A 23,662-nucleotide genomic window follows, 5' to 3' on the forward strand; every position below is an offset into this window, starting at 1 on the left:
CATGTGGATGCGTCTGGCAGCCGTTGCTGCCATTGCGTGGGTGCCGTGCGCGTATGCGCAGGGCACCGCGCCCGTTACCCCTTTCATCGACACGCCCGCTCCGGGTGCCTCGACCTTGAACACGCCGTTGACCCTGGACGAGGCCATCGCCCGCGTTGCCCGGTTCCACCCGGACCTGCGCCTGGTTGATGCCCAGCGCCCGGTCTGGGAAGCGCGCCGCGAGGCGGCCGCATTCGGCCCGCCGCTGACCCTCGGCGTGGAGCTTGAAAATGCGTTGGGTACCGGCGGCAGCCGTGGGTTCGATGCCGCCGAGCTGACCGTGACCCTCGCAGGGGTGCTCGAGCGCGGTGGCAAGCTCGACGCCCGCCGCGTCCTGGCGCAGGCCAACCTGGACGCACTGGCACCCCAGCGCGAAACCGCGCGGCTGGACCTGATGGCCGCCGTGGCCCAGCGCTACCTCGCCATCACCGAAGCCCGCGCGCAGCTCGCCATTGCCGAAACCGACATCGACCAGCGGCGCCGCGCGGTGGCCGCCGCCCGCGTGCGGCTGCAGGCGGGCGCGTCACCCGAGTCGGTAGTGATGACCGCGCAGGCGATGTTGGCGCAGGCCGAAGTTGACCGCGATCGCGCCAGGCAGGCAGACCGCGCCGCGCGGCTTGCGCTGTCGGCGTTGTGGCGCGAGCGCGAACCTGGTTTCGATGTTGTCAGCGGCGACCCGCTGCAGCTGCCCGCACTGCAGCCCTTCGACGTACTCGCCGACGAACTGCAGCGCACCCCGGAGCTGGCCGTGCTGGCTGGCGAACGCCGCGTGCGCGAAGCGCAGCTGCAGCTGGCACGCACCCAGGCACGGCCCGACATCAGCTGGCAGGCCGGCGTGCGCAACAGCCGCGACAGCGGGGATACCGCGCTGGTGGGCGGCTTCAGCCTGCCGCTGGGCAGTGTGCGCCGCGCCGGCCCTGAGATCCGCGCGGCCGAAGCCGAGCTTTTCCTCAACGGCGTGGAACGCGAAGCGCGCGCGCTGCAGCTGTACACCACGCTGGCTGAAGCGCACGGTCGCTACGAAACGTCGCGGCTGCAGGTCACCCGCATGGCCCGCGATGTATTGCCGCAACTGCAGCGCGCCGAGAATGCCGCCGAGAGAGCCTGGCGCGCCGGGGCCATCAGTTACATGGAATGGGCCCAGCTGCAGGCCATGCGCGTTGAAGCGAGGCAACGTCAGCTTGAAGCCGCCATCGCCGCGCAGAGCGCGCTGATCGAACTGCAACGCCTGACCGGGCAGGGCCTGCTGGCCCGTGCCGCCGAGGCCACCCCTGATACCGCGACCGCGTCCACGGAGGACCGCCGATGAACCTTTCGATCACCCGCGCGGCCCGTATCGCCGCACTCCTGCTGTGCCTGCTCGCATTGGCCGGCTGCGCCAGGGACGCGCCCACGGCAACCCCCGACACCGACGCCGGCCACGGCGAGCCGGGGCATACCGATGAGGGCGGCGACCACGACGAAGCACCGGACAGCACTCTCATCCCCGCCGCCATGGCCGGACAAGCCGGTATCCGCGTCGCCCCGGTGGCGGCCGGCACCATTGCCGACGAACACGAGGTGCAGGGCCTGCTGACCCCGGTCGACGGTCGCGTCGCCCAGGTGATGGCGCGTTTCCCCGGGCCGATCCGTTCGCTGCGTGCCAACGTCGGCGACACCATCAAGGCCGGCCAGGTACTGGCCAGCATCGAAAGCAACCTCAGCCTGACCACGTACACCGTCAGCGCACCGATCAGCGGCGTGGTGTTGGCGCGCCAGGCCCAGGTGGGCGCGGTGGCGGGCGAGGGCACAGCCCTGTTCGAGATCGGCGACCTGTCCACGCTGTGGGTGGACCTGCACATCTTCGGCAACGACACCCAGCACATCACCGCCGGCGTGCCGGTCACGGTGTCGCGCATGACCGACGGGGTCACCCGGGCCACCACGCTGGAACGCGTGCTGCCCGGCACCGCCACCGCCAGCCAGAGCACCGTGGCCCGCGCCACGCTGCGCAACGACGACGGCCTGTGGCGTCCGGGTGCCGCCGTGAAGGCGCGCATCGTAGTGGCAACCCGCCCGGCGGCGCAGGTGGTGCCCTTGAGCGCGCTGCAGACGCTGGAAGGCAAGGACGTGGTGTTCGTACGCACGGGCGAGACCTATACCGCCCGCCCCGTTCGCCTTGGCGCACGCGACGCGAAGCAGGTGGAAGTGCTGGAAGGCCTCGCCATCGGCGAAGCCGTGGTCACCGAGCAGAGTTACGTGGTGAAGGCCGATATCGGCAAGGCGGGAGCAGCGCATGAGCACTGAGCACCCCCGCACCGCCATGCTTGAACGCATCATTGCCGCCTCCATTGCCCATCGCTGGCTGATGATGAGCCTCACCCTGGTGCTGATCGCGGTGGGCGTGTGGAGCTTCACCAAGCTGCCCATCGACGCCACCCCGGACATCACCAACGTGCAGGTGCAGATCAACACCGCCGCACCGGGTTACTCCCCGCTGGAAGCCGAACAGCGCATCACCTGGCCGGTGGAAACGGTGATGGCCGGCCTGCCGCGGATGGAACAGGCGCGCTCGCTGTCGCGCTACGGGTTGTCGCAGGTCACTGTCGTGTTCGAAGACGGCACCGACATCTACTTCGCGCGGCAACAGGTGGCCGAACGCCTCCAGCAGGTGAAATCGCAGATCCCGGCGGGGCTGGACCCGCAGCTGGGGCCGATCTCCACCGGCCTGGGCGAGATCTTCATGTACACCGTCGACGCCGATCCTGCGGCGCGCAAGCCCGATGGCAGTGCGTACACCGCCACCGACCTGCGCACGATGCAGGACTGGGTGATCCGTCCGCAGCTGCGCAACGTGCCCGGGGTAACCGAGGTCAACACCATTGGTGGCTTCCAGCGGCAGGTGCACATCACCCCCGATCCGGCGCGACTGCGCGCGCTGGGCTTCACCCTGGAAGACGTGGCCCAGGCGGTGGAAAGCAACAACCAGAATGTCGGTGCCGGCTACATCGAACGCAACGGCCAGCAGTTCCTGGTGCGCGTTCCCGGCCAGGTGGCCAACCTGGAGGACATCGGCAACATCGTACTGGCCCGGCGCGAAGGAGTGCCCATCCACGTGCACGACGTGGCCGATGTTGCCGACGGCCCCGAATTACGCAGTGGCGCAGCCACCCAGAACGGCCATGAAGTGGTGATGGGCACGGTGGTCATGCTGATCGGCGCCAACAGCCGCGACGTCGCCCAGGCCGCGGCAGCGCGGCTGGAACAGGCCCAGCGCAGCCTGCCTGCCGGCGTCACCGTCACCGCCAGTTACGACCGCACTACCCTGGTGGACCGCACCATCCAGACCGTGGCCAAAAACCTGCTCGAAGGTGCGCTGCTGGTGATCGTGGTGCTGTTCCTGCTGCTGGGCAACTTCCGTGCGGCGTTGATCACGGCGGCGGTGATTCCGCTGGCGATGCTGTTCACGCTGACCGGCATGGCGCGCGGCGGTGTCTCGGCCAACCTGATGAGCCTGGGCGCGCTGGACTTCGGCCTGATCGTGGATGGCGCGGTGATCATCATCGAGAATTGCCTGCGCCGCTTCGGTGAGCGCCAGCACGCACTCGGCCGTGACATGACCCGCCAGGAGCGCTTTGCCGAAACCGCCAGCGCCACCGCCGAAGTGATCCGCCCCAGCCTGTTCGGGCTGGGCATCATCACCGCGGTGTACCTGCCGATCTTCGCGTTGTCGGGCGTGGAAGGAAAAATGTTCCACCCCATGGCCATCACCGTAGTGCTGGCCCTGAGCGGTGCCATGGTGCTGGCGTTGACCTTCGTGCCGGCGGCCATCGCCTTGTTCCTGGGCGGCCGCGTGCAGGAACGGGAAAACCGGCTCATGGCCTGGGTGCGCTGCCGCTACGAGCCACTGCTGGCGTTCTCGCTGCGGCGTGGGCGCTGGATGGTCGGTGGCGCGCTGGTGCTGGTGGTCGGCTGCGGCCTGCTTGCCACCCGGCTGGGCAGCGAGTTCGTGCCCAACCTGGACGAAGGCGACGTGGCCATGCATGCCATGCGCATTCCGGGCACCAGCCTGAGCCAATCGATCGCGATGCAGAAGGGGATCGAAAACCGCCTGGTGCAGTTCCCTGAAGTGAGCAAGGTATTCTCCAAGATCGGCACGCCCGAGGTTGCCTCCGACCCGATGCCGCCGTCGGTGGCCGACACCTTCATCATGATGAAGCCGCGCAACGACTGGCCCGACCCGCGCAAGCCGCGCGCGGCGCTGCTCGCAGAACTGCAAGCGGCGGTGGAGCAGCTGCCCGGCAACAACTACGAGTTCACCCAGCCGATCCAGATGCGCACCAACGAGCTCATCTCCGGCGTGCGGGCCGACGTGGCGGTGATGCTGTTCGGCGACGACCTGGATACGTTGCTGAAGGTGGGCAAGCGCATTGCCAGCGTGGCCGGCAGCGTGCCGGGTGCGGCGGATGTGCGCGTGGAGGAAACCAGCGGCCTGCCGCTGCTCACCGTCACCCCCAACCGCAGCGCGCTTGCTGGTTATGGGCTCAACCCGGGGCAGGTGCAGTCCACCGTGGCCACTGCCGTGGGTGGGCAGGTGGCCGGCCAGTTGTTCGAGGGCGACCGCCGTTTCGACATCGTGGTGCGCCTGCCTGAGGTGCTGCGCCAGGACCCGGCCGCACTGGCCGACCTGCCGGTATCGCTCGCCCCGGCACTGGCGGGGGACGCCGATGAATCCAGCCAGGCCGGCGGCTGGACCAGCGGCACCGCGCGTACGGTACCGCTGCGTGAGCTGGCCACGCTGGCCAACAGCGAGGGACCGAACCAGATCAACCGCGAAAACGGCAAGCGCCGCATCGTGGTTACCGCCAATGTGCGTGATCGCGACCTGGGCAGTTTCGTCAGCGACCTGCAGCAGGCGATCAACCGCGATGTGCAGGTACCCAACGGCTACTGGATCGAGTATGGCGGCAGCTTCGAGCAGCTGATCTCGGCCAGCCAGCGTCTGGCGATCGTGGTCCCGGTCACCCTGATCCTGATCTTCGCCCTGCTGTTCTGGGCGTTCGGGTCGGTCAAGGACGCGGCGATCGTGTTCAGCGGCGTGCCGCTGGCCCTGACCGGTGGCGTGCTGGCGCTGGCCGCGCGCGGTATTCCGTTGTCGATCTCGGCCGGTGTTGGTTTCATCGCGCTATCGGGCGTTGCCGTGCTCAATGGCCTGGTGATGATCAGCTTCATGCGCAGCCTGCGTGACGCCGGCCTGCCGCTGGCCGAGGCCGTACGCGAAGGCGCACTGGGCCGCCTGCGTCCGGTATTGATGACCGCACTGGTGGCCTCGCTCGGCTTCGTGCCGATGGCCTTCAACGTCGGCGCCGGCGCGGAAGTGCAGCGCCCGCTGGCCACCGTGGTGATTGGCGGCATCGTCTCCTCCACGCTGCTCACCCTGCTGGTGCTGCCGGTGTTGTACCGGTGGCTGCACACCCGCCGGACCTGATCACAACACCGGTCCGGACGTAACTGAACGCGGGTCCGGATGTAACCAAACGCCGGTAGCGCCGGCCGTTGGCCGGCCCTCGGGATGCATGACCCGTTCCGGGTGGCCCGCCCATCGCATCTCGATGACGTTTCTCAAGGGCCGGCCAACGGCCGGCGCTACCGGGTCCGGCGCAACGTCGTGATGAGGTTGACCGCCGTTGCGACACCGTCCTCCCGCGCCATGGCACGCCCGAGCGCGGCAGCCCGCGCGCGCACCTCCTGCCCTTCGGCGAACGCGATCGAGAGGCCCAAGGTGCCGGCATCAAGCCGCTTGGGCGATAGCGGTGCAGGCGCTACCTGCAACTCCTGCAATCGCGCGGCCCAGAAGAACTGGTCTGCCGCGAACGGCATCACCAACGACGGCACGCCCGCCCGGCACGCGGAATGCGTGGTCCCACTGCCGCCGTGGTGGATCACCAACGCGCAGCGTGGGAACAGCGCTTCGTGCGGAGCAGGGCCGACGACAAACACGTCCGGCGGCAGCGGAGCGTCCGGAATGCCTGCCCAGCCGGGGAACAACAGTACCCGGCGTGGTGCCAGCGCCTGCAGCAGCGCGGGCAGCACGGTGTCGCGCTCAAACCCCATCATGCTGCCAAAGCCCACGTACACCGGGGGCGGGCCGGCATCGAGGAACGCCTGCAGTTCCGGCGTTGGTTGCCAGGGCGCATCGGGCGCGCGCCACTGCCCGCAGATGTGATGATTCGCCGGCCAGTCCGCAGGGGGTGGAACCAGACTGGGCGAGATGCCATACAGCATCGGAAGATCGCGCCAAAGCGAGCGTCGCGCGGGCATGCCCAGCGCACGCCGGGCATCGTTGATTGGCGCGCGGAACGTCCGCCACACCGCCTGGTTGACCAACCCGTAAGTGAGCCGGTTGAGCGCGCCAGGCAGGCGCAAACGTGGCAGGAACGGCGAGGCGAACGCACGGGTTGGGGTCAACGGAATCATCCCGGCACCGATGGCCGGCACGCCGTGGTGTTCGGCCACCGTCATGCCCACGAACGCGGCCAGCCCGCCGGTCAGCACGGCATCGCACCCGGCCGCCGCCGCATCGGCCTGGCGCATCCATGCCGGCACATGCCGCCGCGCCATCCGCGCCAGGCCCCGCGTCGCCGCCGCCATGTCGTTCCCCCGCGATACAAGCGCCACCACTTCATCATGGATGTCGCCCTCCAGCGCCGCCTGCGGAACCCCCAGCGCCTGCGCGCTGCCCAAGGTGCCGCCTTCGGCCAGCAGCATCACCTCATGCCCGGCCGCCTGCAGCCCGTGGCACAGCATCACCAACGGCCGGGTATCGCCTTCGGTTCCATAGGTCACGGCGAGAAGTCGCATGGACGCATCCGATGATTGAAAAGTTGAAGTATCCGGATGCGGTGTGCAGAACGGGTCTATCCCGCCGCCGTCATCTTCAGATCTGATAAGCGTGTCAAACCTTTCAGCAATGGCCGACGGCTAGTCTCCTGAGCATCGGCCAGAACTGCGCTCAAGGTAGTAGACGTTGTCGTATGGCACTTTCATCGCAGGCGCGGTTCGATATGACCTCAGTCATCTCGATCCATTTTCCGTAGAGGTGATGGTCCATGGCGTGCGGGTCGATGTGGACGTGAGTTTCAGTTTCCATGTCTTCACCGATCAGAAAGGCAGGGGAGCGCGTTTCCCGCATCATGCCGAGGAACGGTACTTCTGCATGTCGCGATATCAGCTCAGCCACGCGGTGGCGGACTTCATGCGCGGCCCATTTTTCGACGCCTCGGTGCGTAGGCATGTTCGCATCGTAGCGGGTGAACCCCGTGAGCAGTACTTCTGCACCGATCTTGGCCACGGCGACATCATCTGGACGCGGATATCGCGACGGGAGCGGCAGAATCGCGCGCGGGTCTGGGTTGTCAGCGCCTACAACCGCGACTGGCACGGCATGGTGCTACCGCGTGGGCAGGGGTTGTTCCGCGTGCAGAAGGTACTGGCAAACAAGCTCGGTATTTCCTCACCCTGAACAAAAAAAAGCACCCCATCACTGGGGTGCCTTTGAACTACGATCTCGGTAGGGTGGAGCGCGTCGGCTTGCGCCTATCCCGCCAATGGCTGAGGAAAGTACGGACCGGGTCCGTCTTCGCAGCGCTACTATCCCGTTTCCGGGTCCCGATCAGCAGCGCTTGATAAAATCATGTCACGAGCACTCTCCTCCGTACAGGGGCAAGAGCGCCAACGTTCAGGTTCCACCTGTGGATAACCCCTTGCCTTGCGAATGCCAGACGTGCATAATGCGCGGCTCGCTGTGTCTGGATTTGTCCGGATTGGCGGCCGGGAACACGTCATCCGGCCTGCCCTCGTCAGCGTAACCCTTTGATTCTCATGACGTGTGGCGGGAAACCGTCGAGGCCGCCGTCGCCCGGGCTATGGGCTGACACATACTTTCATCGAGGTGCGCAATGTCCCGCGTATGCCAAGTTTCCGGCAAGCGAGTGCAGACGGGTAACAACGTCTCGCACGCCAACAACAAGACCCGTCGTCGTTTCCTGCCCAACCTGCACGAGCGCCGCTTCTGGGTTGCCAGCGAGAACCGCTGGGTCAAGCTTCGTGTTTCCGCGCATGCACTGCGCACCATCGACAAGAACGGCATCGATTCCGTTCTGGCTGAGCTGCGTGCGCGCGGCGAAAAGGTCTGAGGAGTAGACGATCATGGCAGGCAAGCGCGATAAGGTCCGTATGATTTCGACCGCCGGTACCGGTCACTTCTACACGACCGACAAGAACAAGAAGAACACCCCCGGGAAGATGGAATTCTCGAAGTACGATCCGGTCGTGCGCAAGCACGTCCCGTACAAGGAAGGCAAGATCAAGTAATCCCTCACGGGGTTGCTCGATGCCAACGAAGAACCCGCCTCACGGCGGGTTTTTTCGTTTCCGTGGCCGTGCACGCCGCCCGTGGCAGAATGCCGGCACACCCCAAACGGGCGAACCGATGCTGTTCGAATGGCTGCTGGGTTCATGGTTGCTGATGCTGGACTGGCTGATCCGGCTGGCCGCGCTGTTCTGGATTCCCAGCCGCACCACGCCTGGCGCCGCCCGCAGCTGGCTGCTGCTGGTCGGTTTCGTGCCGCTGCTTGGGCTGCCGCTGTACCTGCTGTTCGGCCACCCCTGGCTGTCGCGCCAGCGCGTGCAGCGCCAGGCCGAGGCCTCGCAGGTCATCCGTGAGGAACAGGCGCTGCAGCCACCGCTGCGCTTTACCCCCGTGGCCGATACCGCCACCGCCGAGATGGTACCGCTGATCGAACGCCAGGGTGACTTCATGCCGGTGCATGGCAACACGGTGGAGCTCCTGACCGATTACGACGCCTCGCTGCAGTCGCTGCTGGACGACATCGACCAGGCGCGCGACCGCGTGCACCTGCTGTATTACCTGATGTTCGACGATGCGGTCGGCGACGCCATCGTGCAGGCGCTGCAGCGCGCCGCCGCGCGCGGCGTGCACTGCCGCCTGCTGCTGGACGCGGTGGGCGCCAAGCGCGGCCTGCGCCGCTATCGCCACCGCCTGCAGGCACTTGGCGTGGACGTGCGCGCGATGCTGCCGGGCGGGCTGCGCTGGCGCCGTAGCGGGCGCATGGACCTGCGCAATCATCGCAAGATCGCCGTCATCGACAACCGGGTGGGTTACATCGGTTCGCAGAACCTGGCCAGAGCCGAATTCGTGCCGGGCTTCCCCAATCGCGAACTGGTGGCGCGGGTGCGCGGTCCGACGGTGGCGCACCTGGAGGCGGTGTTCGCCAGCGACTGGTACATGGAAACCGGCCAGCGCCTGGAGGTGATGATGGTCGAGCCGGTCTGCGCCGACGACGTGCCGACCCAACTGCTGCCCAGCGGCCCGGCGTACCCCTTCAGCAACGCGCGCGATGCGGTCAACGCGCTGATCCATCTGGCGCGCCGCCGTATCGTGCTGGTCACCCCGTACTTCGTGCCCGACGAAGCCACGCTGAGCGCGCTGCGCATCGCCGCGCTGTCCGGTGTGCAGGTGCAGCTGATCCTGTCGGCCAGCAACAACCAGCGCCTCACGGCATGGGCGCAGGAGGCGTACTACGACGAGCTGCTGCGCGCCGGCGTGCGCGTTGCGCTGTATGAACCGCATTTCCTGCACGCCAAGCATCTCACCGTGGACGAGGACATCGCGCTGGTCGGCTCGATCAACCTGGACATCCGTTCGTTCGCGCTCAATGCCGAGATCGGCATGCTCTGCTATGACCCAGGGCTGGTGAGACAGCTGATCGGGATCGAAGACGACTACCTGCGGCAGTCGCGCCAGCTGGACCTGAAGGCGTGGCGGCAGCGGCCCGCGTGGCGGCGCAGCCGCGAGGGCATCGCGCGGCTGGCCGATGCGCTGATGTAGCGCACGGAGCGCCGCAACCGCATGGCCTACAATGCCGCCATGACTGCATCCAAACCCCTGTTCCAGGCCGACCTGGCCATCATCGGCGGCGGTGCGGCCGGTGTGCTGGTCGCGCTCAACGCGCTGCGCAGCGCCACGTCACCCGTGCAGGTGGTCCTGTTCGAATCGGCCTCCACGCTGGCACAGGGCATCGCCTACGCCACGCCGTGGCCCGAGCACCTGCTCAACGTGCCGGCCGGCAAGATGAGCGGCCTGCCCGAGCAGCCCGGCGATTTCGTGGATTACCTGCTGCAGGGCGATGCGTTGCCGGGTCTGTCGCGCGACGCACTGGCCGAGACCTTCGTTCCCCGCCGCCATTACGCGGAATACCTGCAGCATCGCCTTGCGGAAGCCGAGGCGCAGAGCCCGGCGCACCTGCAGGTGGTGCACGCGCCGGTCGTTTCACTGGTGCCGGGTGTGCCGTTGCACGCCATGGTGCTCGCCGATGGCGGGCAGTGGCACGCACCGCAGGTGGTACTGGCCTGTGGCAACAGCATGCGTCCGTTGCCCGCGCCCGGTGCCGAGGCCTTGCCGCCGGGCCGCGTGGTCGATGCATGGGATTACGACGGCGTGCGCATGCTGGCCGGCGACGGCGACCTGGCCATCATTGGCTCGGGCCTGAGCATGGCCGACAGCGTGGTGGCGCTGGCCAATGCCGGCCATCGCGGGCGCATCCATGTGCTGTCGCGGCATGCGCTGCTGCCCTTGCCACACGCGCACGGTGGCATCGCCAAGTTCGATCCCCAGCCGCTGCTGGGCATGCCCTTGCGGGCGCGCATGCGCGCGCTGCGCGGCCATGTGCGGGATGCGGCGGCAAAGGGCATTCCGTGGCAGGGCGTGATGGACCGCATCCGTCCACTGGGCCAGGCGCTGTGGAAGAGCCTGGACGCCGCCGACCAGCGCCGTTTCCTGCGCCACGTGGTGCGCTACTGGGACGTGCACCGCCACCGCATTGCTGACGTGGTGCATGCGCAGCTGGCGGCGCTGGAGCAGTCGGGACAGCTGCAGCGCCACCGCGCACGGCTGGATGCGTTGCTGGTGCTCGACAGCACCCTGCAGCTGCATGCGCAGGGCGCGCACGGGGGCATGCCCCCGCTGAACGTGGGCGCGGTGATCAACGCCACCGGTGTGGAAACCCGCGCACTGTCCATGCGCAATCCGCTGCTGCAGCAGTTGCTGGCCGATGGTCATGCGCGCCCCGGTCCGCATGGGCTGGGCCTGGACAGCGACGATGCCGGCGTCCTGCGCGATGCGCAGGGGCAGGCGCAGCCGGGCGTGCAGGTGGTGGGCAGCCTGCGCATCGGGACGTTGTGGGAAAGCCTGGCCATTCCGGAGTTGCGGGGGCAGGCGCAGCAGGCGGCAGTGGCCGCGTCGGGTCACGACCAACGGTCGTGACCTACCGGCTGAACCGGTTGCGCGAATGCCCGAAGCGGTGACCCCGGCCCGCCCCCGTGCGGCGGCGGCCGGGGTAAAATGAGCGCATGGATGTCTCCCACCTGCTCGACGGGCTCAACCCCGCTCAGCGCGAAGCTGTGTCCGCCCCGCCCGGCCACCATCTGGTGCTTGCCGGTGCCGGTTCCGGCAAGACCCGCGTACTGATCCACCGCATCGCCTGGCTCAACGAAGTCTGCGGCGTGCCCACCCACGGCATTTTCGCGGTGACCTTCACCAACAAGGCCGCCGGCGAAATGCGCCACCGCATCGACGTGCAGCTGCCGCAGGGCAGCCGTGGCGCGTGGATCGGCACCTTCCACGGCCTGGCCCATCGCCTGCTGCGCCTGCACTACCAGGAAGCCAAGCTGCCCGACAGCTTCCAGGTGCTGGATTCGGACGACCAGCTGCGGCTGGTCAAGCGGGTGGTGCAGCAGCTGGAGATCGACGACAGCAAGCACCCGCCCAAGCAGATTGCCTGGTGGATCAACGAGCAGAAGGACGAAGGCCGCCGCCCGCAGCACATCCAGCCCGAGCCGAATGACGCCTGGCTGGACACCATGCGCCAGGCGTACGCGGCCTACCAGGAACGCTGCGACCGCGCCGGTCTGGTCGACTTCGCCGAGCTGCTGCTGCGCGCGCACGAGCTGCTGCGCGACAACCCGGCGCTGCTGGCCCATTACCGTTCGCGTTTCCGCGAAATCCTGGTGGACGAGTTCCAGGACACCAACGCCATCCAGTACGCCTTCGTGCGCGTGCTGGCCGGCGACAGCGGCCACGTGTTCGTGGTCGGCGACGATGACCAGGCCATCTACGGCTGGCGCGGTGCCAAGGTCGAGAACGTACAGCGCTTCCTGAAGGATTTCCCCGGCGCGCAGACCGTGCGCCTGGAGCAGAACTACCGCTCCAGCGCCAACATCCTCGGCGCGGCCAACGCGGTGATCGCGCACAACCCGGACCGGATCGGCAAGGAGCTGTGGACCGACAGTGGCGATGGCGACCCGATCGACCTGTACGCGGCCTACAACGAAATGGACGAGGCGCGTTACGTGGTCGAGCGCACGCGCCAGTGGGTGCGCGACGGCGGCAGCTATGGCGATGCGGCGGTGCTCTACCGCAGCAACGCCCAATCGCGTGCATTCGAAGAAGCACTGCTCTCCGAGCAGGTGCCTTACCGCGTGTACGGCGGCATGCGCTTCTTCGAGCGCGCCGAGATCAAGGACGCGCTGGCCTACCTGCGGTTGATGACCAACCGCAACGATGACGCCGCCTTCGAGCGCGCGGTCAACACGCCCACCCGCGGTATCGGCGACCGTACCCTGGACGAAGTGCGCCGGCTGGCGCGTACCCAGGCGATCTCGCTGTGGGAAGCCACCATGCTCACCACCCAGGGGAACGAGCTGGCGGCGCGCGCGCGCAATGCGCTGGCCGGCTTCCTTACCCTGGTCAACCAGCTGCACGCCGAAGCCGGCGAGATGACCCTGGCCGAACGCATCGACCATGTGCTGATCCGTTCGGGGCTGCGTGAACACTGGTCCAAGGAAAGCCGCAATGCGCTGGATTCGGAATCGCGCGCGGACAACCTGGACGAACTGGTGTCGGTGGCCTCGCGCTTCACCCGGCGCGAAGACGACATCGAGGAAACCGGCGAGACCATGAGCGAGCTGGTGGCCTTCCTGTCCTATGCCTCGCTGGAGGCCGGCGAAGGCCAGGCCCAGGCGGGCGAGGAGGGCGTGCAGCTGATGACACTGCATTCGGCCAAGGGCCTGGAGTTCCCGCTGGTGTTCCTGGCCGGCATGGAAGACGGCCTGTTCCCGAGCGCGCGCTCGCTGGAAGAAAGCGGGCGGTTGGAAGAAGAGCGCCGCCTGGCCTACGTGGGCATCACCCGCGCGCGCCAGAAGCTGGTGCTCAGCTACGCCGAATCGCGCCGCATCCACGGCCAGGAAAACTACAACGTGCCCTCGCGCTTCCTGCGCGAGATTCCGCGCGAGCTGCTCAATGAAGTGCGCCCGAAGGTGCAGGTCTCGCGTGGCGCTTCGCTCGGCGCCAGCCGCCCGGCCGGCCACGCCACGCTGGAAGCGCCGCCGCTCAAGCTGGGCGCCATGGTCACCCACGCCCGCTTCGGCGAAGGCATGGTCACCGACTACGAAGGCAGCGGCGCGCACGCGCGCGTGCAGGTGGAATTCGCCGAAGCGGGCAGCAAGTGGCTGGTGATGGCCTACGCCAACCTCACCGTGATCTGACCGGGCGTGTCGCGGATGACCCGCCACGTGCTTTTCATCTGCAGCCAGAACCGCCTGCGCAGCCCCACGGCCGAGCAGGTGTTCGCCGACTGGCCGGGCGTGGAAACCGCCTCGGCCGGCGTGCTGGCCGAGGCCGATGTGCCGGTGAGCCCGGAGCTGCTGCAGTGGGCCGACACGATCTTCGTGATGGAGCGGGCGCACCGCACGCGGCTCGCCAGCCGCTACCGGCAGTGGTTGAACGGGAAGCGGGTGGTCTGCCTGGACATCCCCGACGACTACGCGTTCATGGAGCCGGCGCTGGTCGAACTGCTGAAAAAGAAGGTGGTTCCGCACCTGTAGGGCCACGCGATGCGTGGCTGCGCGGTCGACGGGCACCTCAGCCACGCATGGCGTGGCTCTACAATGGTCCACCCCTTTTCCCCAGACTCCCCATGTCCACCACCCCCGTCTCCATCAACGTCAAGCTCAACGCCCGCCTGCAGCCCGAGCACCGCCTGCAGCTGTTCGAGGATCCGCTCGACGCGATGCTTGAAGCCGCCGGCATCGGTGAAATCATGGGCGGCGGCACGGCGCTGTCCGACGAGGGCGAAGTGGAATACGGCGATCTGGAGATCCAGCTGCACGACGCCGCTGGGCTTCCCCAGGTCATCGAATTGCTCGAACAGCTCGGTGCCCCGAAGGGCTCGTTGATCCAGCGCGAAGGCGAGGCCAACGTTCTGTTCGGCATCACCGAAGGCCTGGGCCTGTATCTCAACGGCACCGACCTGCCCGACGAGGTCTACGAGCAGTGCGATTCGAACTACGTGTTCGACCAGATCGTGGAGCGCATCGACGGCCACGGTGAAATCTGCAGCTGGTGGCAGGGCCCAAGCGAAACCGCGCTGTATCTCTATGGCGCTTCGTTCGAGACCCTGCGCGAGCGCATCGCCGAGCTGGTGGCAACCTATCCGTCGTGCCAGGGCGCGCGGGTGGTCCAGATCGCCTGAGTCCGGCGCGGGGTGGGGCCATCCCCGCCCCGGCGCGTCCGCTTCGTTCCCGGTGAAACGCGACTCATCCCGGATTTCACACGGTTCGTCGCCTGCTCCTTGTAGCCCCTTGGGCATGCGCCCAGAGTCTGGCGCTGTCTGCTGGGAGCGCGCACATGAACAAGGGAATCCCGTACCTGATGGCTGCACTGGTCGCGCTGACGCTGTCGGCAGGCTGGGCGGCACCGGTGCTGGCCCTGTTCGAGCACGTGGCCGCCTGCCTGGACGGGGGTGGCAGCCTGGACCTGCTGCGCATGCGCTGCGTCCCGCCTGGCGCTGCGACCGACCTGCTGCTTGGCGGGTGGGGCTTCTGGCTGACGGCTGCCGCTGTTGCGGCGGTGGCGACCGTGGTGACCCGAACGCACCTGCCGCGGCGGCGTTCGTCCATCCCACATTAGCTTTGCAACCAGTCCGATCGGTGGGCAAGCGGAACCCTGTTAGTGTCCGTGCGCACTTCTGCACCGGCACCGGCCTTGATCACCAGCGCGATCCAGCGGACGTCTTCGTTTCCGTCCCTTCCCGGCATTCCTGATGATGGCCGCGCGCCGCGCAGGTCGCTTCCGGCGTTGCTCTTGTCACATCTCCACACTGCGCCGCCTCAAACGCGGCACATGCTCGACCTGGCCGATTGCCCGGCCAGGCCCTGGCAGGGACCGGGCAGCCAACCGGCGGTGATCGTGACACGAGGCCACGAGCGCTGGCGGGTCAAGGTAACGGCCGACGCCAACAGCAGCGCCATGGAAGTCACGCTGGGCAAGCTGTTCCAGCTCACCGGGCTGGTCGCTCCCGACACCGAACGGGTGGCGGCTGTTGATGGCCTGCCGGCGCCAGGCGAACATGTGGGCTCCCGCTTCGAGGCGGGCTTCCAGGATCTGGGCGACTTCCTCGTCAGCGGCGTGGCCGTGGATCTGGTCGCCGCGGCCAATCCTTCATTACGCAGTGCCTACGAGGCATTGCGGGCAGGCCATGCAAAGGCTGTATCTGACAACGCCCGCCTGTTGAAGCATGCCGGGCTCGAATGGTGGGCCCTGCGCGGGGACGACGCCGAACACCACGCCGCCAACGACCAGCGCCGGTTCAATGCGCTGGACACCATGAACCGCATGCTGCCCGGGCCATTGCGCTGCGAACAACTGCGCCATTTCATCGTCTCCCGCTGGCTGGGTAACTGGGACCATCTCAACTACCGGCTGGAGAATTTCGGTTACACCGTCCGTGAGGGAGCCCGGGTGGGCATGTCGCTGGATTTCGGTTCCTGCGGGCCGCTCGGGTTCCGCGACTTGCAGACGGGCGCGATGCTCACCAAACCGCACAGCGGTGAGGTGGCCATCGCCCAGCGGCCGCCTTCACTGTTCCCGATTCCTTTGGCATATGTGGCCAACGTCGGCCATTTCGATGCAATGTGCGGTGATCCCGGCCCACTGCACGATGTCACTGCGTGGCCCTATGGTTTCCAGTCCGACAGCATCGCCGCCCTGTTCCGCCCGCCCGTGGTCCCTGACCCTGACGTGGCCGATACCCTGGCCGAAATGGGCTACCGGCTGGGGCTGCTGCCGGTGTCGGCGATCAGCGCTGTGATCCACCGCCATTGGCCGGTGCTGCCTGGCGGGGCAGGGCAGAGCTGGCCCACGGCAGCGGAATTGACCGGGCAACTGCTCAGCCGCCGCGGCGCCCTGCTGGCCCGCTTCGATCCGGCGCAGATCGCCGATTGGGTGCAGGCCGATTCCGACCGCGCGGTCAGGATCCAGCAGGAGATCACCAGCGCCACGCAGGCCGTACTCGGTGCCCCGGCCGACCGGCCCGATTGATCCGGCTCAAGGCACCGTCTCCACGCCGGGTGTGCAATGGTGGTCCTTACTGCCTCGCCAAGGAGCGTGCCATGTACAAGCGGATCCTGATTGCCACCGATGGCTCCGAGCTGTCCGGAAAGGGCCTGCTCAAAGGGCTGGAGCTGGCCCGCGACCTCAACGCCGAGATCGATATCGTCACCGTTTCAGAGCCCTGGGCGGTTGGCATGTATGACGCGATGGGTTGGAGCGTGGGCTACATGAACAGCCCCGAGTACAAGGCCGACCGCGAAGAGACTGCAGAGAAGGTGCTCGCCCCGGCCAAGGCCGCCTGCGAGGCACAGGGCGTGCGCGCCACCACCGTGCACGTACTGGACCGCTATGCCGCCGACGGCATCATCGACACCGCCGTGGAACGCAACAGCGATCTGATCGTGATGACCTCGCATGGCCGTCGCGGGGTGACCCGGGTACTGCTCGGCAGCCAGACCGCCGAAGTCCTGGCGCGCAGTACGGTGCCGGTGCTGGTCATCCGGTAGAGCCGGGCTCTGCCCGGCTGCATCACCGCGCCAGCGGGGCAGAGCCCCGCTCTACGGCCTTCCAACCAGCGGGGCAGAGCCCCGCTCTACGGCCTTCCAGCGTGGGCGCAGGGCAGGCGCGCAGCCTGCTCACCAGCTGTAGAGCTTCCAGTAAACCGGCGAGACGCCATCCTTGCTCCGGTCCACACCGCCCTGCGGGCTGCCTTCGTACATGTAATACGGCGCGCCGCGCGACGGCGTGACCTTGACCATGCGGAGCTGTCCGGCCACGCGGTACTCTTCGATGGTGTCGCCATTGCCCATCACGCGCTTGGCGACATCGGCCCCCCTCACATCGACCGGAGGCACGCCCGCACCCCCGGTGGTCGCACAACCAGCCAACACGAGCAGGCCAGCCAGCAGCAGAGTTTTCATGGGCCAAGGTTCCGGGTCAGGGGGCCTTGATTATGCCCGATGCCCCGTGACGCCGGTGCCGCAACCGGCCATGGCGGGGCGCGTAGAATCGTCGCATGAGCCGATTAGTCCTGATTGACGGGTCCAGTTACCTGTATCGCGCGTTCCACGCGCTTCCGCCGCTGACCAACGCTGCCGGTGAACCGACCGGCGCCTTGTTCGGCGTGGTCAACATGCTGCGCGCCACCTTGAAGGAGCGCCCCGAGTACGTGGCCTTCGTGGTCGATGCGCCCGGCAAGACCTTCCGTGACGACCTGTACGCCGACTACAAGGCCAACCGCCCGCCGATGCCCGACGACCTGCGCCCGCAGGTCGAGCCGATGTGCCGGATCGTCGAAGCGCTTGGCCTGAGCATCCTGCGCGTTCCCGGGGTGGAAGCCGACGATGTGATCGGTACCCTGGCCCTGCAGGGCCACCGTGACGGGATGACGGTCACCATTTCCACCGGCGACAAGGACTTCGCCCAGCTGGTCCGCCCGGGCATCGAGCTGGTCAACACCATGACCGGCAGCCGCATGGATTCGGATGCGGCAGTGATGGACAAGTTCGGCGTGCGCGCCGACCAGATCGTCGACCTGCTGGCGCTGATGGGCGACACGGTGGACAACGTGCCCGGTGTGGAGAAGTGCGGCCCCAAGACCGCCGCCAAATGGCTGGCCGAATACCAGAACTTGGACGGGGTGATGGCCGCCGCGCCCGGCATGAAGGGAAAGATCGGCGAGAACCTGCGCGCGGCACTGGAACGCCTGCCGCTCAACCGTGAGCTGGTCACCATCCGCACCGACGTGGCGCTGGATGCCGGCCCGCAGAGCCTGGCGCTGCGTGACCCGGACGTGCCTACGCTGGGCGAACTGTATCTGCGCTATGGCTTCACCCAGGCGCTGAAGGAACTGGGTGGCCCGGTGCCGGCCCCAACGGCCGCCAGCGACGCCCCGGTGAGCCTGCGCGGCACCGCGGCCGGCTATGCGCGCGGCGCGGCCAGCGAGCCGGCCGCCACGGCCGACCCGGCGCTGTCGGCGCCCGGCGAGTACGAAACGGTACTCACCACCGAACAGCTGCAGGCCTGGGTGGCCCGCGCCGAAGCCGCCGAGCTGGTCGCCTTCGACACCGAAACCGACGCGCTCGACGCCATGCGCGCCAACCTGGTCGGCATCAGCCTGGCCGTGGAGCCTGGCAAGGCCGCCTACATCCCGGTCGGGCATGACTATCCCGGCGCCCCGGCCCAGCTGCCGCGCCAGCAGGTGCTGGACGCGCTGCGCCCGGTGCTGGAGAACCCGGAAAAGAAGAAGCTGGGCCAGCACGGCAAGTACGACCTGCATGTGCTGCGCCGCCACGGTGTGGACGTGCAGGGCTATCACGACGACACCATGCTCGAGAGCTTCGTGCTCAATTCCACCGCTACCCGGCACGACATGGATTCGCTGGCGATGCGTTACCTCGGCTACAGCACCATCAAGTTCGAGGACGTGGCTGGCAAGGGCGCCAAGCAGATCCCGTTCTCGCAGGTGGGGTTGGACGAAGCCAGCCGCTATGCCGCCGAAGATGCCGACATCACCCTGCGCCTGCACCGTGTGCTGCAGCCGCAGTTGCTGGAATCGACCGCGCTGGACAACGTGTACCGCAGCATCGAGATGCCACTGGTGCCGGTGCTGACCCGGATCGAGGCCAACGGCGTGTACATCGACAGCGCCGAGCTGCGCCGGCAGAGCCAGGACCTGGGGGCGCGCATGCTGGCCGCCCAGCAGAAGGCCACCGCGCTGGCCGGGCGCACCTTCAGCCTGGACTCGCCCAAACAGCTGCAGGCGGTGCTGTTCGACGAACTGAAGCTGCCGGCGCTGGTGAAGACCCCCAAGGGCCAGCCCAGCACCAATGAAGAAGCGCTGGAGGCGATTGCCGAGCAGCACGAGCTGCCCCGGGTGATCCTGGAGTACCGGGGCCTGGCCAAGCTGCGCAGCACCTATACCGACAAGCTGCCGGAGATGGTCAACCCGGACACCGGCCGGGTCCATACCAGCTACCACCAGTCCGGCGCGGCCACGGGTCGGCTGTCCTCGTCGGACCCGAACCTGCAGAACATCCCGATCCGCACCGAAGACGGCCGTCGCATCCGCCGCGCCTTCGTGGCGCCGCCGGGGCACAAACTGCTGGCCTGCGATTACTCGCAGATCGAACTGCGGATCATGGCCCACCTGTCCGAAGACCCGGGCCTGGTGCGCGCCTTCGAGCAGGGCGTGGACGTCCACCGGGCGACCGCGGCCGAGGTGTTCAACCGCGCCCTGGATGAGGTCACCCCGAACGAGCGCCGCGCCGCCAAGGCGATCAACTTCGGCCTGATGTACGGCATGAGCGCATTCGGGTTGGCCCGCAACCTGGGTATCGACCGCGGCCAGGCGCAGGATTACGTGGCGCTGTACTTCAGCCGTTACCCGGGCGTGCGCGATTTCATGGAACGCATGCGCCAGCAGGCCCGCGACCAGGGTTATGTGGAAACCATCGAAGGGCGCCGGCTTTATCTGAACGATATTCACGCGCGCAACCAGGGCCTGCGCGCCGGTGCCGAGCGGGCGGCCATCAATGCACCCATGCAGGGCACGGCCGCGGACATCATCAAGCGCGCCATGGTGAAGGTGGACGACTGGCTGCAGGGCCAGGGCGGCCGCGCGCGCATGATTCTGCAGGTGCACGATGAACTGGTATTTGAAACCGAAAGCGAGTTTCTGGAAACCTTGCGCACGCAGGTGGTCGACCTGATGTCGTCTTCAGCTAAATTGCGTGTGCCGTTGGTGGTGGATGCCGGCGTAGGCGATAACTGGGATGAGGCGCATTGAGACCCGAATCACGTTGAATAAGCTGAATTGGTTCAGTGGGGCCCAAAAAACTGACTCTTGGATGAATATTTCCGGTGGTACCCCCGGATTAATTGGCGTCCTTCACGAACTATCAATGTTCGAGGTGCTTTTATAGACCTCGACAGGCGCAATGCCTGTTGTGGATCTCTCCCATCCCCTGGAGCAGATCTCGGAACGGGGGCTACTCCCCAAGCGCCCGTTCCCCGGCCCCGCTGACCTCCCCCTGGTCGGCGGGGCTTTTTATTTTGGGCCCCCGAATTGCCCGTGGTTACGGCGCCTCTGGTTCGCGGTGTTGGTGATCTCCCGGTAGCGCCGGCCGTTGGCCGGCCCACGGACCCCCTGCCCCGGCCAACGGCCGGCGCTACCGGCATGTTGGCAACCGCACGTCTCTGTTGCCTCCGTCGCGCCCTCGCACCATGCTGCATGCCTCTCCAACCGGGACGCTCCCATGAGCGATCTGTTTGACCTGGCCATGCCGTGGTGGGAGTTCATCCTGCGCGCGGTGGTGGTGTACGTGGTGGTGCTGGGCATGGTGCGCCTGTCGGGCAAGCGGGCGCTGGGCCAGATCACTCCCTTCGACGTGCTGCTGATCGTGCTGCTGGGCAATGCGGTACAGAACGCGCTGCTGGGCCAGGACACCTCGTTGGGCGGCGGCCTGCTGTTGGCGGCCACCCTGATCGCGATCAACTATGCGGTGGGCTGGTTGAGCCAGCGCAGCCGCCGCATCGAAACCCTGGTGGAAGGCGAGCCGGTGCTGATCGCACGCGACGGCGAAGTACTGGCCTCCGTGCTCAAGCGTGAACTGGTCACCCGTGGCGACCTCGAAGCCGCCATGCGCCAGCAGGGCTGCACCCACATCAGCGAAGTGTCCATGGCGCTGCTGGAAATCAACGGTCACATCACCATCGTGCCGCGCACGCCGACCTAGGCGGTGCGTGGGCCGGCCAACGGCCGGCGCTACCGGTTGAAGCCAACCTGGGCGGTAGCGCCGGCCGTTGGCCGGCCCAGGCGGTGCGTCCACGCGCGGATCCCCACGGCCGCGACAGATCGAAACCTGAAAGCGCATTGTCACCCACCCTGCTGCAATGGGGCGGATCAGGGCCCGCCGCCCGCGTGGCCCACGCAACGGAGATGCCTGCCATGCCCCTCGAAGCCCCCACTGCTACCCACCGGCCCGTCGCTACCACGCGGCCGTGGGTCGCCATCTACATGGCGCGACAGGGCGCCGTTCTGCACGAAGACGACACGCTTCCAACGTATGATCAGGTACTGGGGCAGAACGCGGCACCTCCCCCGTACGTCGAGGTGGCCGGACAGAGCACGGCCGTGCGGCGACTGCCGGGCCCCCGCGCCGTTCCGCAGCAGGTCGCCAACGAACCCGGTGCATCGCCGTCGTACTCGTATGCGTCCACAGCGCCCGAACATCCGCAGGTCCAGACCCGTGAGCTGCATATGCTGCTGAAGCGGATCGAACGCAACGAGCGCAAGCGGGATGCGGCCTATGACACCATGCTGGAAGAATTTGTGAACCGCTACACCCGCGGACAGGTACTGCGCAACTTCTGCGGTAGCGGCTTGTTTGATGACGGCGCAAGCACCGATACCTGCGTTGCCGAACGCAATTACCAGCATTACGTGAAGAAGGTGCCGAAGCTGCAACGCGACTACGCCGCGCTGCTCCGTCGGACGTAGAGCCACGCCCTGCGTGGCTGCGAATCCAAACCGGCCCGCTTACTTCCCCGGTACCCACTCCCGCGGTACCAGGTAATCGCCCAGCCGCGCTTCGGCGCTGCCGGGCTCGGGCTGGAACCCGTATTCCCAGCGCACGCGCGGCGGCAGGCTCATCAGGATGCTTTCGCTGCGTCCGCCGCTCTGCAGGCCGAACAGGGTGCCGCGGTCGTAGACGAGGTTGAATTCGACATAGCGGCCCCGGCGGTACAGCTGGAATTCGCGCTCGGGCTCGCCGTAGGCGGTGTCCTTGCGGCGCTCCACGATCGGCAGGTACGCGTCCAGGAACCCATCGCCGACCGCGCGCAGGTAGGCGAAGTCGCGTTCGAAGTCGCCATGCAGGTCGTCGAAGAACAGCCCGCCCACGCCACGCGTTTCATTGCGATGGCGCAGGAAGAAGTACTCGTCGCACCAGCGCTTGTGCGCGGCGTAACGTTCCTCGCCGAAGGGCGCGCACAGGGCGTGGGCGACCTGATGCCAATGCCGCACATCCGCGTCGAACGGGTAGAACGGGGTCAGGTCGAAGCCGCCGCCGAACCACGCGGCCACCTGCTCGCCATCGCGTTCGGCGCTGAAGTAGCGCACGTTGGCGTGGGTGGTGGGCAGGTAGGGGTTGAGCGGGTGGAACACCAGCGATACCCCGGTGGCGCGCCACGAGGCACCGGCCAGCTCCGGCCGGTTGGCCGAGGCGGATGGTGGCAGGCGGGTGCCGGACACGTCGGAAAAGCCGATCCCGGCCTGCTCGAACACAGCGCCATCGCGCAGGATACGGGTGCGGCCACCGCCGCCTTCCGGGCGCTGCCAGAGGTCTTCGGCGAAACGCGCCGTGCCGTCGGCGGTCTCGACCGCGCCGCAGATGCGGTCCTGCAGGTCGGTCAGGTAGCTGCGTACGCGCTCGAATTCGTTCATGGCGGTACTTTACCGCAGGGCAGCCAGGCAGGGCCTCCACAGCGAGGCAGAGCCTCGCTCTACGGTGCGTTTTTGGCGAACAGCCGCCGCACATCCGGGCGCAGCACGCGTACCACCAGCCAGCCGTGCAGGGCGGCGAACGCCAGCGCGGTGAGCACCGTCAGGCCGGTGTAGAGCACGCGCTGCATGCGCAGGTCGCGGCGCAGCTGTCCGGCATCGGACGCATCCACGTTCGCCGGCAGGTGCAGGATGAGGTGGCGGAACACCTCGTCGATCACCCACGCACCGACGAAATTCAGCAGCGCGGTGACCACCAGCAGCACGATGAACGTCCACAACGCCCAGCGGTTGCGCCGGAGGATGCCCCAGCACGCGGCAGCGCCCACCACCGACAGGACCAGCATGCCCACATTCACCGCGACCGCATGGCGGCCGAACCAGCGCAGCGAGGACGGCACCCAGGACAGGTCCGCGCCCTGCAGCTGGGCCTTCAGCCATGCGGAGTTGGTGAGCAGCGCGGCGAAGATCGCGCCACCGCCCCAGCACACGGCCGACAGGATGCACACCACCAGTACGGATTTGGCCAGCGGGGACAGGAAGGTCGGCGTGCCATCGCCCTTCGGGCGCGGATTGGCAACAGGCAACAGCGGGGGTGTGGTCGAAGACATCCGGTGTCCTGGCAGGTGCGGCGGTAGGGTCAGCCCGAGGTGATCACGCGGTCGGCATCGCAG

Annotated in this window: 21 protein-coding genes; 17 read left to right on the forward strand and 4 right to left on the reverse strand. The window is 67.5% G+C overall.

All coding sequences use genetic code 11. The annotated features are described in order from the left end of the window. The first annotated feature begins 1 nt into the window (after nucleotide 1). Genes J7J08_RS12685 through J7J08_RS12695 form a run of 3 tightly spaced genes read left to right on the forward strand, consistent with a single transcriptional unit; the run spans nucleotide 2 to nucleotide 5,506 of the window. Nucleotides 2–1,348, forward strand: a complete 1,347-nt coding sequence (locus tag J7J08_RS12685; protein WP_214906115.1) for a TolC family protein — start codon at nucleotides 2–4, stop codon at nucleotides 1,346–1,348. Further along, nucleotides 1,345–2,325, forward strand: coding sequence for an efflux RND transporter periplasmic adaptor subunit (locus J7J08_RS12690; RefSeq protein WP_214906118.1), 981 nt, complete (start codon nucleotides 1,345–1,347; stop codon nucleotides 2,323–2,325). Before J7J08_RS12685 ends, J7J08_RS12690 begins: the two co-directional genes overlap by 4 nt. A 16-nt stretch (nucleotides 2,326–2,341) precedes the next feature. Further along, nucleotides 2,342–5,506 carry a CusA/CzcA family heavy metal efflux RND transporter gene (locus J7J08_RS12695; RefSeq protein WP_214906289.1) on the forward strand — a complete coding sequence of 1,055 codons (3,165 nt, stop codon included), beginning with the start codon at nucleotides 2,342–2,344 and terminating at the stop codon, nucleotides 5,504–5,506. 158 nt (nucleotides 5,507–5,664) lie between these two features. Here the strand turns inward: J7J08_RS12695 and J7J08_RS12700 are convergent, their stop codons facing one another. Next, nucleotides 5,665–6,879: a glycosyltransferase gene (locus tag J7J08_RS12700; protein WP_214906121.1), complete on the reverse strand. Its 1,215-nt coding sequence runs from the start codon at nucleotides 6,877–6,879 to the stop codon at nucleotides 5,665–5,667. Nucleotides 6,880–7,045: 166 nt separating this feature from the next. Here J7J08_RS12700 and J7J08_RS12705 point away from each other — a divergent pair, with 166 nt between their 5' ends. The 11 genes from J7J08_RS12705 to J7J08_RS12755 all read left to right on the forward strand — a co-directional run bounded on the left by J7J08_RS12705 (nucleotide 7,046) and on the right by J7J08_RS12755 (nucleotide 16,992). Continuing rightward, nucleotides 7,046–7,540 carry a hypothetical protein gene (locus tag J7J08_RS12705; protein ID WP_214906123.1) on the forward strand — a complete coding sequence of 165 codons (495 nt, stop codon included), beginning with the start codon at nucleotides 7,046–7,048 and terminating at the stop codon, nucleotides 7,538–7,540. Between the two features lie 436 nt (nucleotides 7,541–7,976). Beyond that, complete coding sequence (gene rpmB, locus J7J08_RS12710) at nucleotides 7,977–8,213, forward strand: 50S ribosomal protein L28 (RefSeq protein ID WP_005411638.1); 237 nt, start codon at nucleotides 7,977–7,979, stop codon at nucleotides 8,211–8,213. 10 nt (nucleotides 8,214–8,223) lie between these two features. Further along, nucleotides 8,224–8,391: a 50S ribosomal protein L33 gene (gene rpmG / locus J7J08_RS12715; RefSeq protein WP_170272460.1), complete on the forward strand. Its 168-nt coding sequence runs from the start codon at nucleotides 8,224–8,226 to the stop codon at nucleotides 8,389–8,391. Nucleotides 8,392–8,509: 118 nt separating this feature from the next. Next, the gene (gene cls / locus J7J08_RS12720; protein WP_214906125.1) at nucleotides 8,510–9,928 is read left to right on the forward strand and encodes a cardiolipin synthase; all 1,419 of its coding nucleotides are present in this window, start codon (nucleotides 8,510–8,512) and stop codon (nucleotides 9,926–9,928) included. Between the two features lie 21 nt (nucleotides 9,929–9,949). Then, nucleotides 9,950–11,362 (forward strand): FAD/NAD(P)-binding protein, encoded by a 1,413-nt coding sequence (locus J7J08_RS12725; protein WP_214906127.1) that lies wholly within the window; start codon nucleotides 9,950–9,952, stop codon nucleotides 11,360–11,362. A gap of 86 nt (nucleotides 11,363–11,448) precedes the next feature. Continuing rightward, nucleotides 11,449–13,641, forward strand: coding sequence for a DNA helicase II (gene uvrD / locus J7J08_RS12730; protein ID WP_214906129.1), 2,193 nt, complete (start codon nucleotides 11,449–11,451; stop codon nucleotides 13,639–13,641). Between the two features lie 15 nt (nucleotides 13,642–13,656). Beyond that, nucleotides 13,657–13,980 carry a low molecular weight protein tyrosine phosphatase family protein gene (locus tag J7J08_RS12735; protein WP_214906131.1) on the forward strand — a complete coding sequence of 108 codons (324 nt, stop codon included), beginning with the start codon at nucleotides 13,657–13,659 and terminating at the stop codon, nucleotides 13,978–13,980. 92 nt (nucleotides 13,981–14,072) lie between these two features. Further along, nucleotides 14,073–14,627: a hypothetical protein gene (locus tag J7J08_RS12740; protein ID WP_214906133.1), complete on the forward strand. Its 555-nt coding sequence runs from the start codon at nucleotides 14,073–14,075 to the stop codon at nucleotides 14,625–14,627. 155 nt (nucleotides 14,628–14,782) lie between these two features. Continuing rightward, nucleotides 14,783–15,064: a hypothetical protein gene (locus tag J7J08_RS12745; RefSeq protein WP_214906298.1), complete on the forward strand. Its 282-nt coding sequence runs from the start codon at nucleotides 14,783–14,785 to the stop codon at nucleotides 15,062–15,064. A gap of 213 nt (nucleotides 15,065–15,277) precedes the next feature. Further along, on the forward strand, nucleotides 15,278–16,474 hold the full coding sequence (locus J7J08_RS12750; protein ID WP_214906135.1) for a hypothetical protein: 1,197 nt from the start codon (nucleotides 15,278–15,280) through the stop codon (nucleotides 16,472–16,474). A gap of 71 nt (nucleotides 16,475–16,545) precedes the next feature. Then, entirely contained in the window at nucleotides 16,546–16,992 is a 447-nt protein-coding gene (locus J7J08_RS12755) for a universal stress protein (RefSeq protein ID WP_214906138.1), read from the forward strand. A gap of 129 nt (nucleotides 16,993–17,121) precedes the next feature. Here the strand turns inward: J7J08_RS12755 and J7J08_RS12760 are convergent, their stop codons facing one another. Next, a complete protein-coding gene (locus tag J7J08_RS12760; protein ID WP_214906141.1) occupies nucleotides 17,122–17,406 on the reverse strand; it encodes a DUF2782 domain-containing protein in 285 nt (94 codons plus the stop codon). Nucleotides 17,407–17,501: 95 nt separating this feature from the next. On the opposite strand from J7J08_RS12760, the gene polA reads away from it, so the two are divergent. The 3 genes from polA (at nucleotide 17,502) to J7J08_RS12775 (ending at nucleotide 21,986) form a co-directional block, all read left to right on the forward strand. Then, the gene (gene polA, locus J7J08_RS12765) at nucleotides 17,502–20,273 is read left to right on the forward strand and encodes a DNA polymerase I (RefSeq protein WP_214906143.1); all 2,772 of its coding nucleotides are present in this window, start codon (nucleotides 17,502–17,504) and stop codon (nucleotides 20,271–20,273) included. A 469-nt stretch (nucleotides 20,274–20,742) separates the two neighbouring features. Beyond that, complete coding sequence (locus tag J7J08_RS12770) at nucleotides 20,743–21,222, forward strand: YetF domain-containing protein (RefSeq protein WP_214906146.1); 480 nt, start codon at nucleotides 20,743–20,745, stop codon at nucleotides 21,220–21,222. Between the two features lie 212 nt (nucleotides 21,223–21,434). Then, the gene (locus J7J08_RS12775) at nucleotides 21,435–21,986 is read left to right on the forward strand and encodes a hypothetical protein (RefSeq protein WP_214906149.1); all 552 of its coding nucleotides are present in this window, start codon (nucleotides 21,435–21,437) and stop codon (nucleotides 21,984–21,986) included. A gap of 39 nt (nucleotides 21,987–22,025) precedes the next feature. Here the strand turns inward: J7J08_RS12775 and hemF are convergent, their stop codons facing one another. Next, nucleotides 22,026–22,931 (reverse strand): oxygen-dependent coproporphyrinogen oxidase, encoded by a 906-nt coding sequence (hemF, locus tag J7J08_RS12780; RefSeq protein WP_214906151.1) that lies wholly within the window; start codon nucleotides 22,929–22,931, stop codon nucleotides 22,026–22,028. A 59-nt stretch (nucleotides 22,932–22,990) separates the two neighbouring features. Continuing rightward, nucleotides 22,991–23,599, reverse strand: a complete 609-nt coding sequence (locus J7J08_RS12785) for a tetraspanin family protein (protein ID WP_214906154.1) — start codon at nucleotides 23,597–23,599, stop codon at nucleotides 22,991–22,993. Between the last annotated feature and the right edge of the window lie 63 nt (nucleotides 23,600–23,662).

The organism is Stenotrophomonas sp. ISL-67 (assembly GCF_018612915.1).
Classification (GTDB): domain Bacteria; phylum Pseudomonadota; class Gammaproteobacteria; order Xanthomonadales; family Xanthomonadaceae; genus Stenotrophomonas.

Excerpts from the sequence above, each read along its gene's own strand:
- J7J08_RS12725 (WP_214906127.1), top strand. The coding sequence starts at position 9,950 with ATGGCCTACAATGCCGCCATGACTGCATCCAAACCCCTGTTCCAGGCC.
- rpmB (WP_005411638.1), top strand. The coding sequence starts at position 7,977 with ATGTCCCGCGTATGCCAAGTTTCCGGCAAGCGAGTGCAGACGGGTAAC.
- J7J08_RS12750 (WP_214906135.1), top strand. The coding sequence starts at position 15,278 with ATGCTCGACCTGGCCGATTGCCCGGCCAGGCCCTGGCAGGGACCGGGC.
- J7J08_RS12690 (WP_214906118.1), top strand. The coding sequence starts at position 1,345 with ATGAACCTTTCGATCACCCGCGCGGCCCGTATCGCCGCACTCCTGCTG.
- J7J08_RS12740 (WP_214906133.1), top strand. The coding sequence starts at position 14,073 with ATGTCCACCACCCCCGTCTCCATCAACGTCAAGCTCAACGCCCGCCTG.
- J7J08_RS12760 (WP_214906141.1), bottom strand. The coding sequence starts at position 17,406 with ATGAAAACTCTGCTGCTGGCTGGCCTGCTCGTGTTGGCTGGTTGTGCG.
- J7J08_RS12755 (WP_214906138.1), top strand. The coding sequence starts at position 16,546 with ATGTACAAGCGGATCCTGATTGCCACCGATGGCTCCGAGCTGTCCGGA.
- J7J08_RS12700 (WP_214906121.1), bottom strand. The coding sequence starts at position 6,879 with ATGCGACTTCTCGCCGTGACCTATGGAACCGAAGGCGATACCCGGCCG.
- J7J08_RS12775 (WP_214906149.1), top strand. The coding sequence starts at position 21,435 with ATGCCCCTCGAAGCCCCCACTGCTACCCACCGGCCCGTCGCTACCACG.
- polA (WP_214906143.1), top strand. The coding sequence starts at position 17,502 with ATGAGCCGATTAGTCCTGATTGACGGGTCCAGTTACCTGTATCGCGCG.
- J7J08_RS12695 (WP_214906289.1), top strand. The coding sequence starts at position 2,342 with ATGCTTGAACGCATCATTGCCGCCTCCATTGCCCATCGCTGGCTGATG.
- J7J08_RS12785 (WP_214906154.1), bottom strand. The coding sequence starts at position 23,599 with ATGTCTTCGACCACACCCCCGCTGTTGCCTGTTGCCAATCCGCGCCCG.
- uvrD (WP_214906129.1), top strand. The coding sequence starts at position 11,449 with ATGGATGTCTCCCACCTGCTCGACGGGCTCAACCCCGCTCAGCGCGAA.
- J7J08_RS12735 (WP_214906131.1), top strand. The coding sequence starts at position 13,657 with ATGACCCGCCACGTGCTTTTCATCTGCAGCCAGAACCGCCTGCGCAGC.
- cls (WP_214906125.1), top strand. The coding sequence starts at position 8,510 with ATGCTGTTCGAATGGCTGCTGGGTTCATGGTTGCTGATGCTGGACTGG.
- J7J08_RS12745 (WP_214906298.1), top strand. The coding sequence starts at position 14,783 with ATGAACAAGGGAATCCCGTACCTGATGGCTGCACTGGTCGCGCTGACG.
- hemF (WP_214906151.1), bottom strand. The coding sequence starts at position 22,931 with ATGAACGAATTCGAGCGCGTACGCAGCTACCTGACCGACCTGCAGGAC.
- J7J08_RS12770 (WP_214906146.1), top strand. The coding sequence starts at position 20,743 with ATGAGCGATCTGTTTGACCTGGCCATGCCGTGGTGGGAGTTCATCCTG.
- J7J08_RS12685 (WP_214906115.1), top strand. The coding sequence starts at position 2 with ATGTGGATGCGTCTGGCAGCCGTTGCTGCCATTGCGTGGGTGCCGTGC.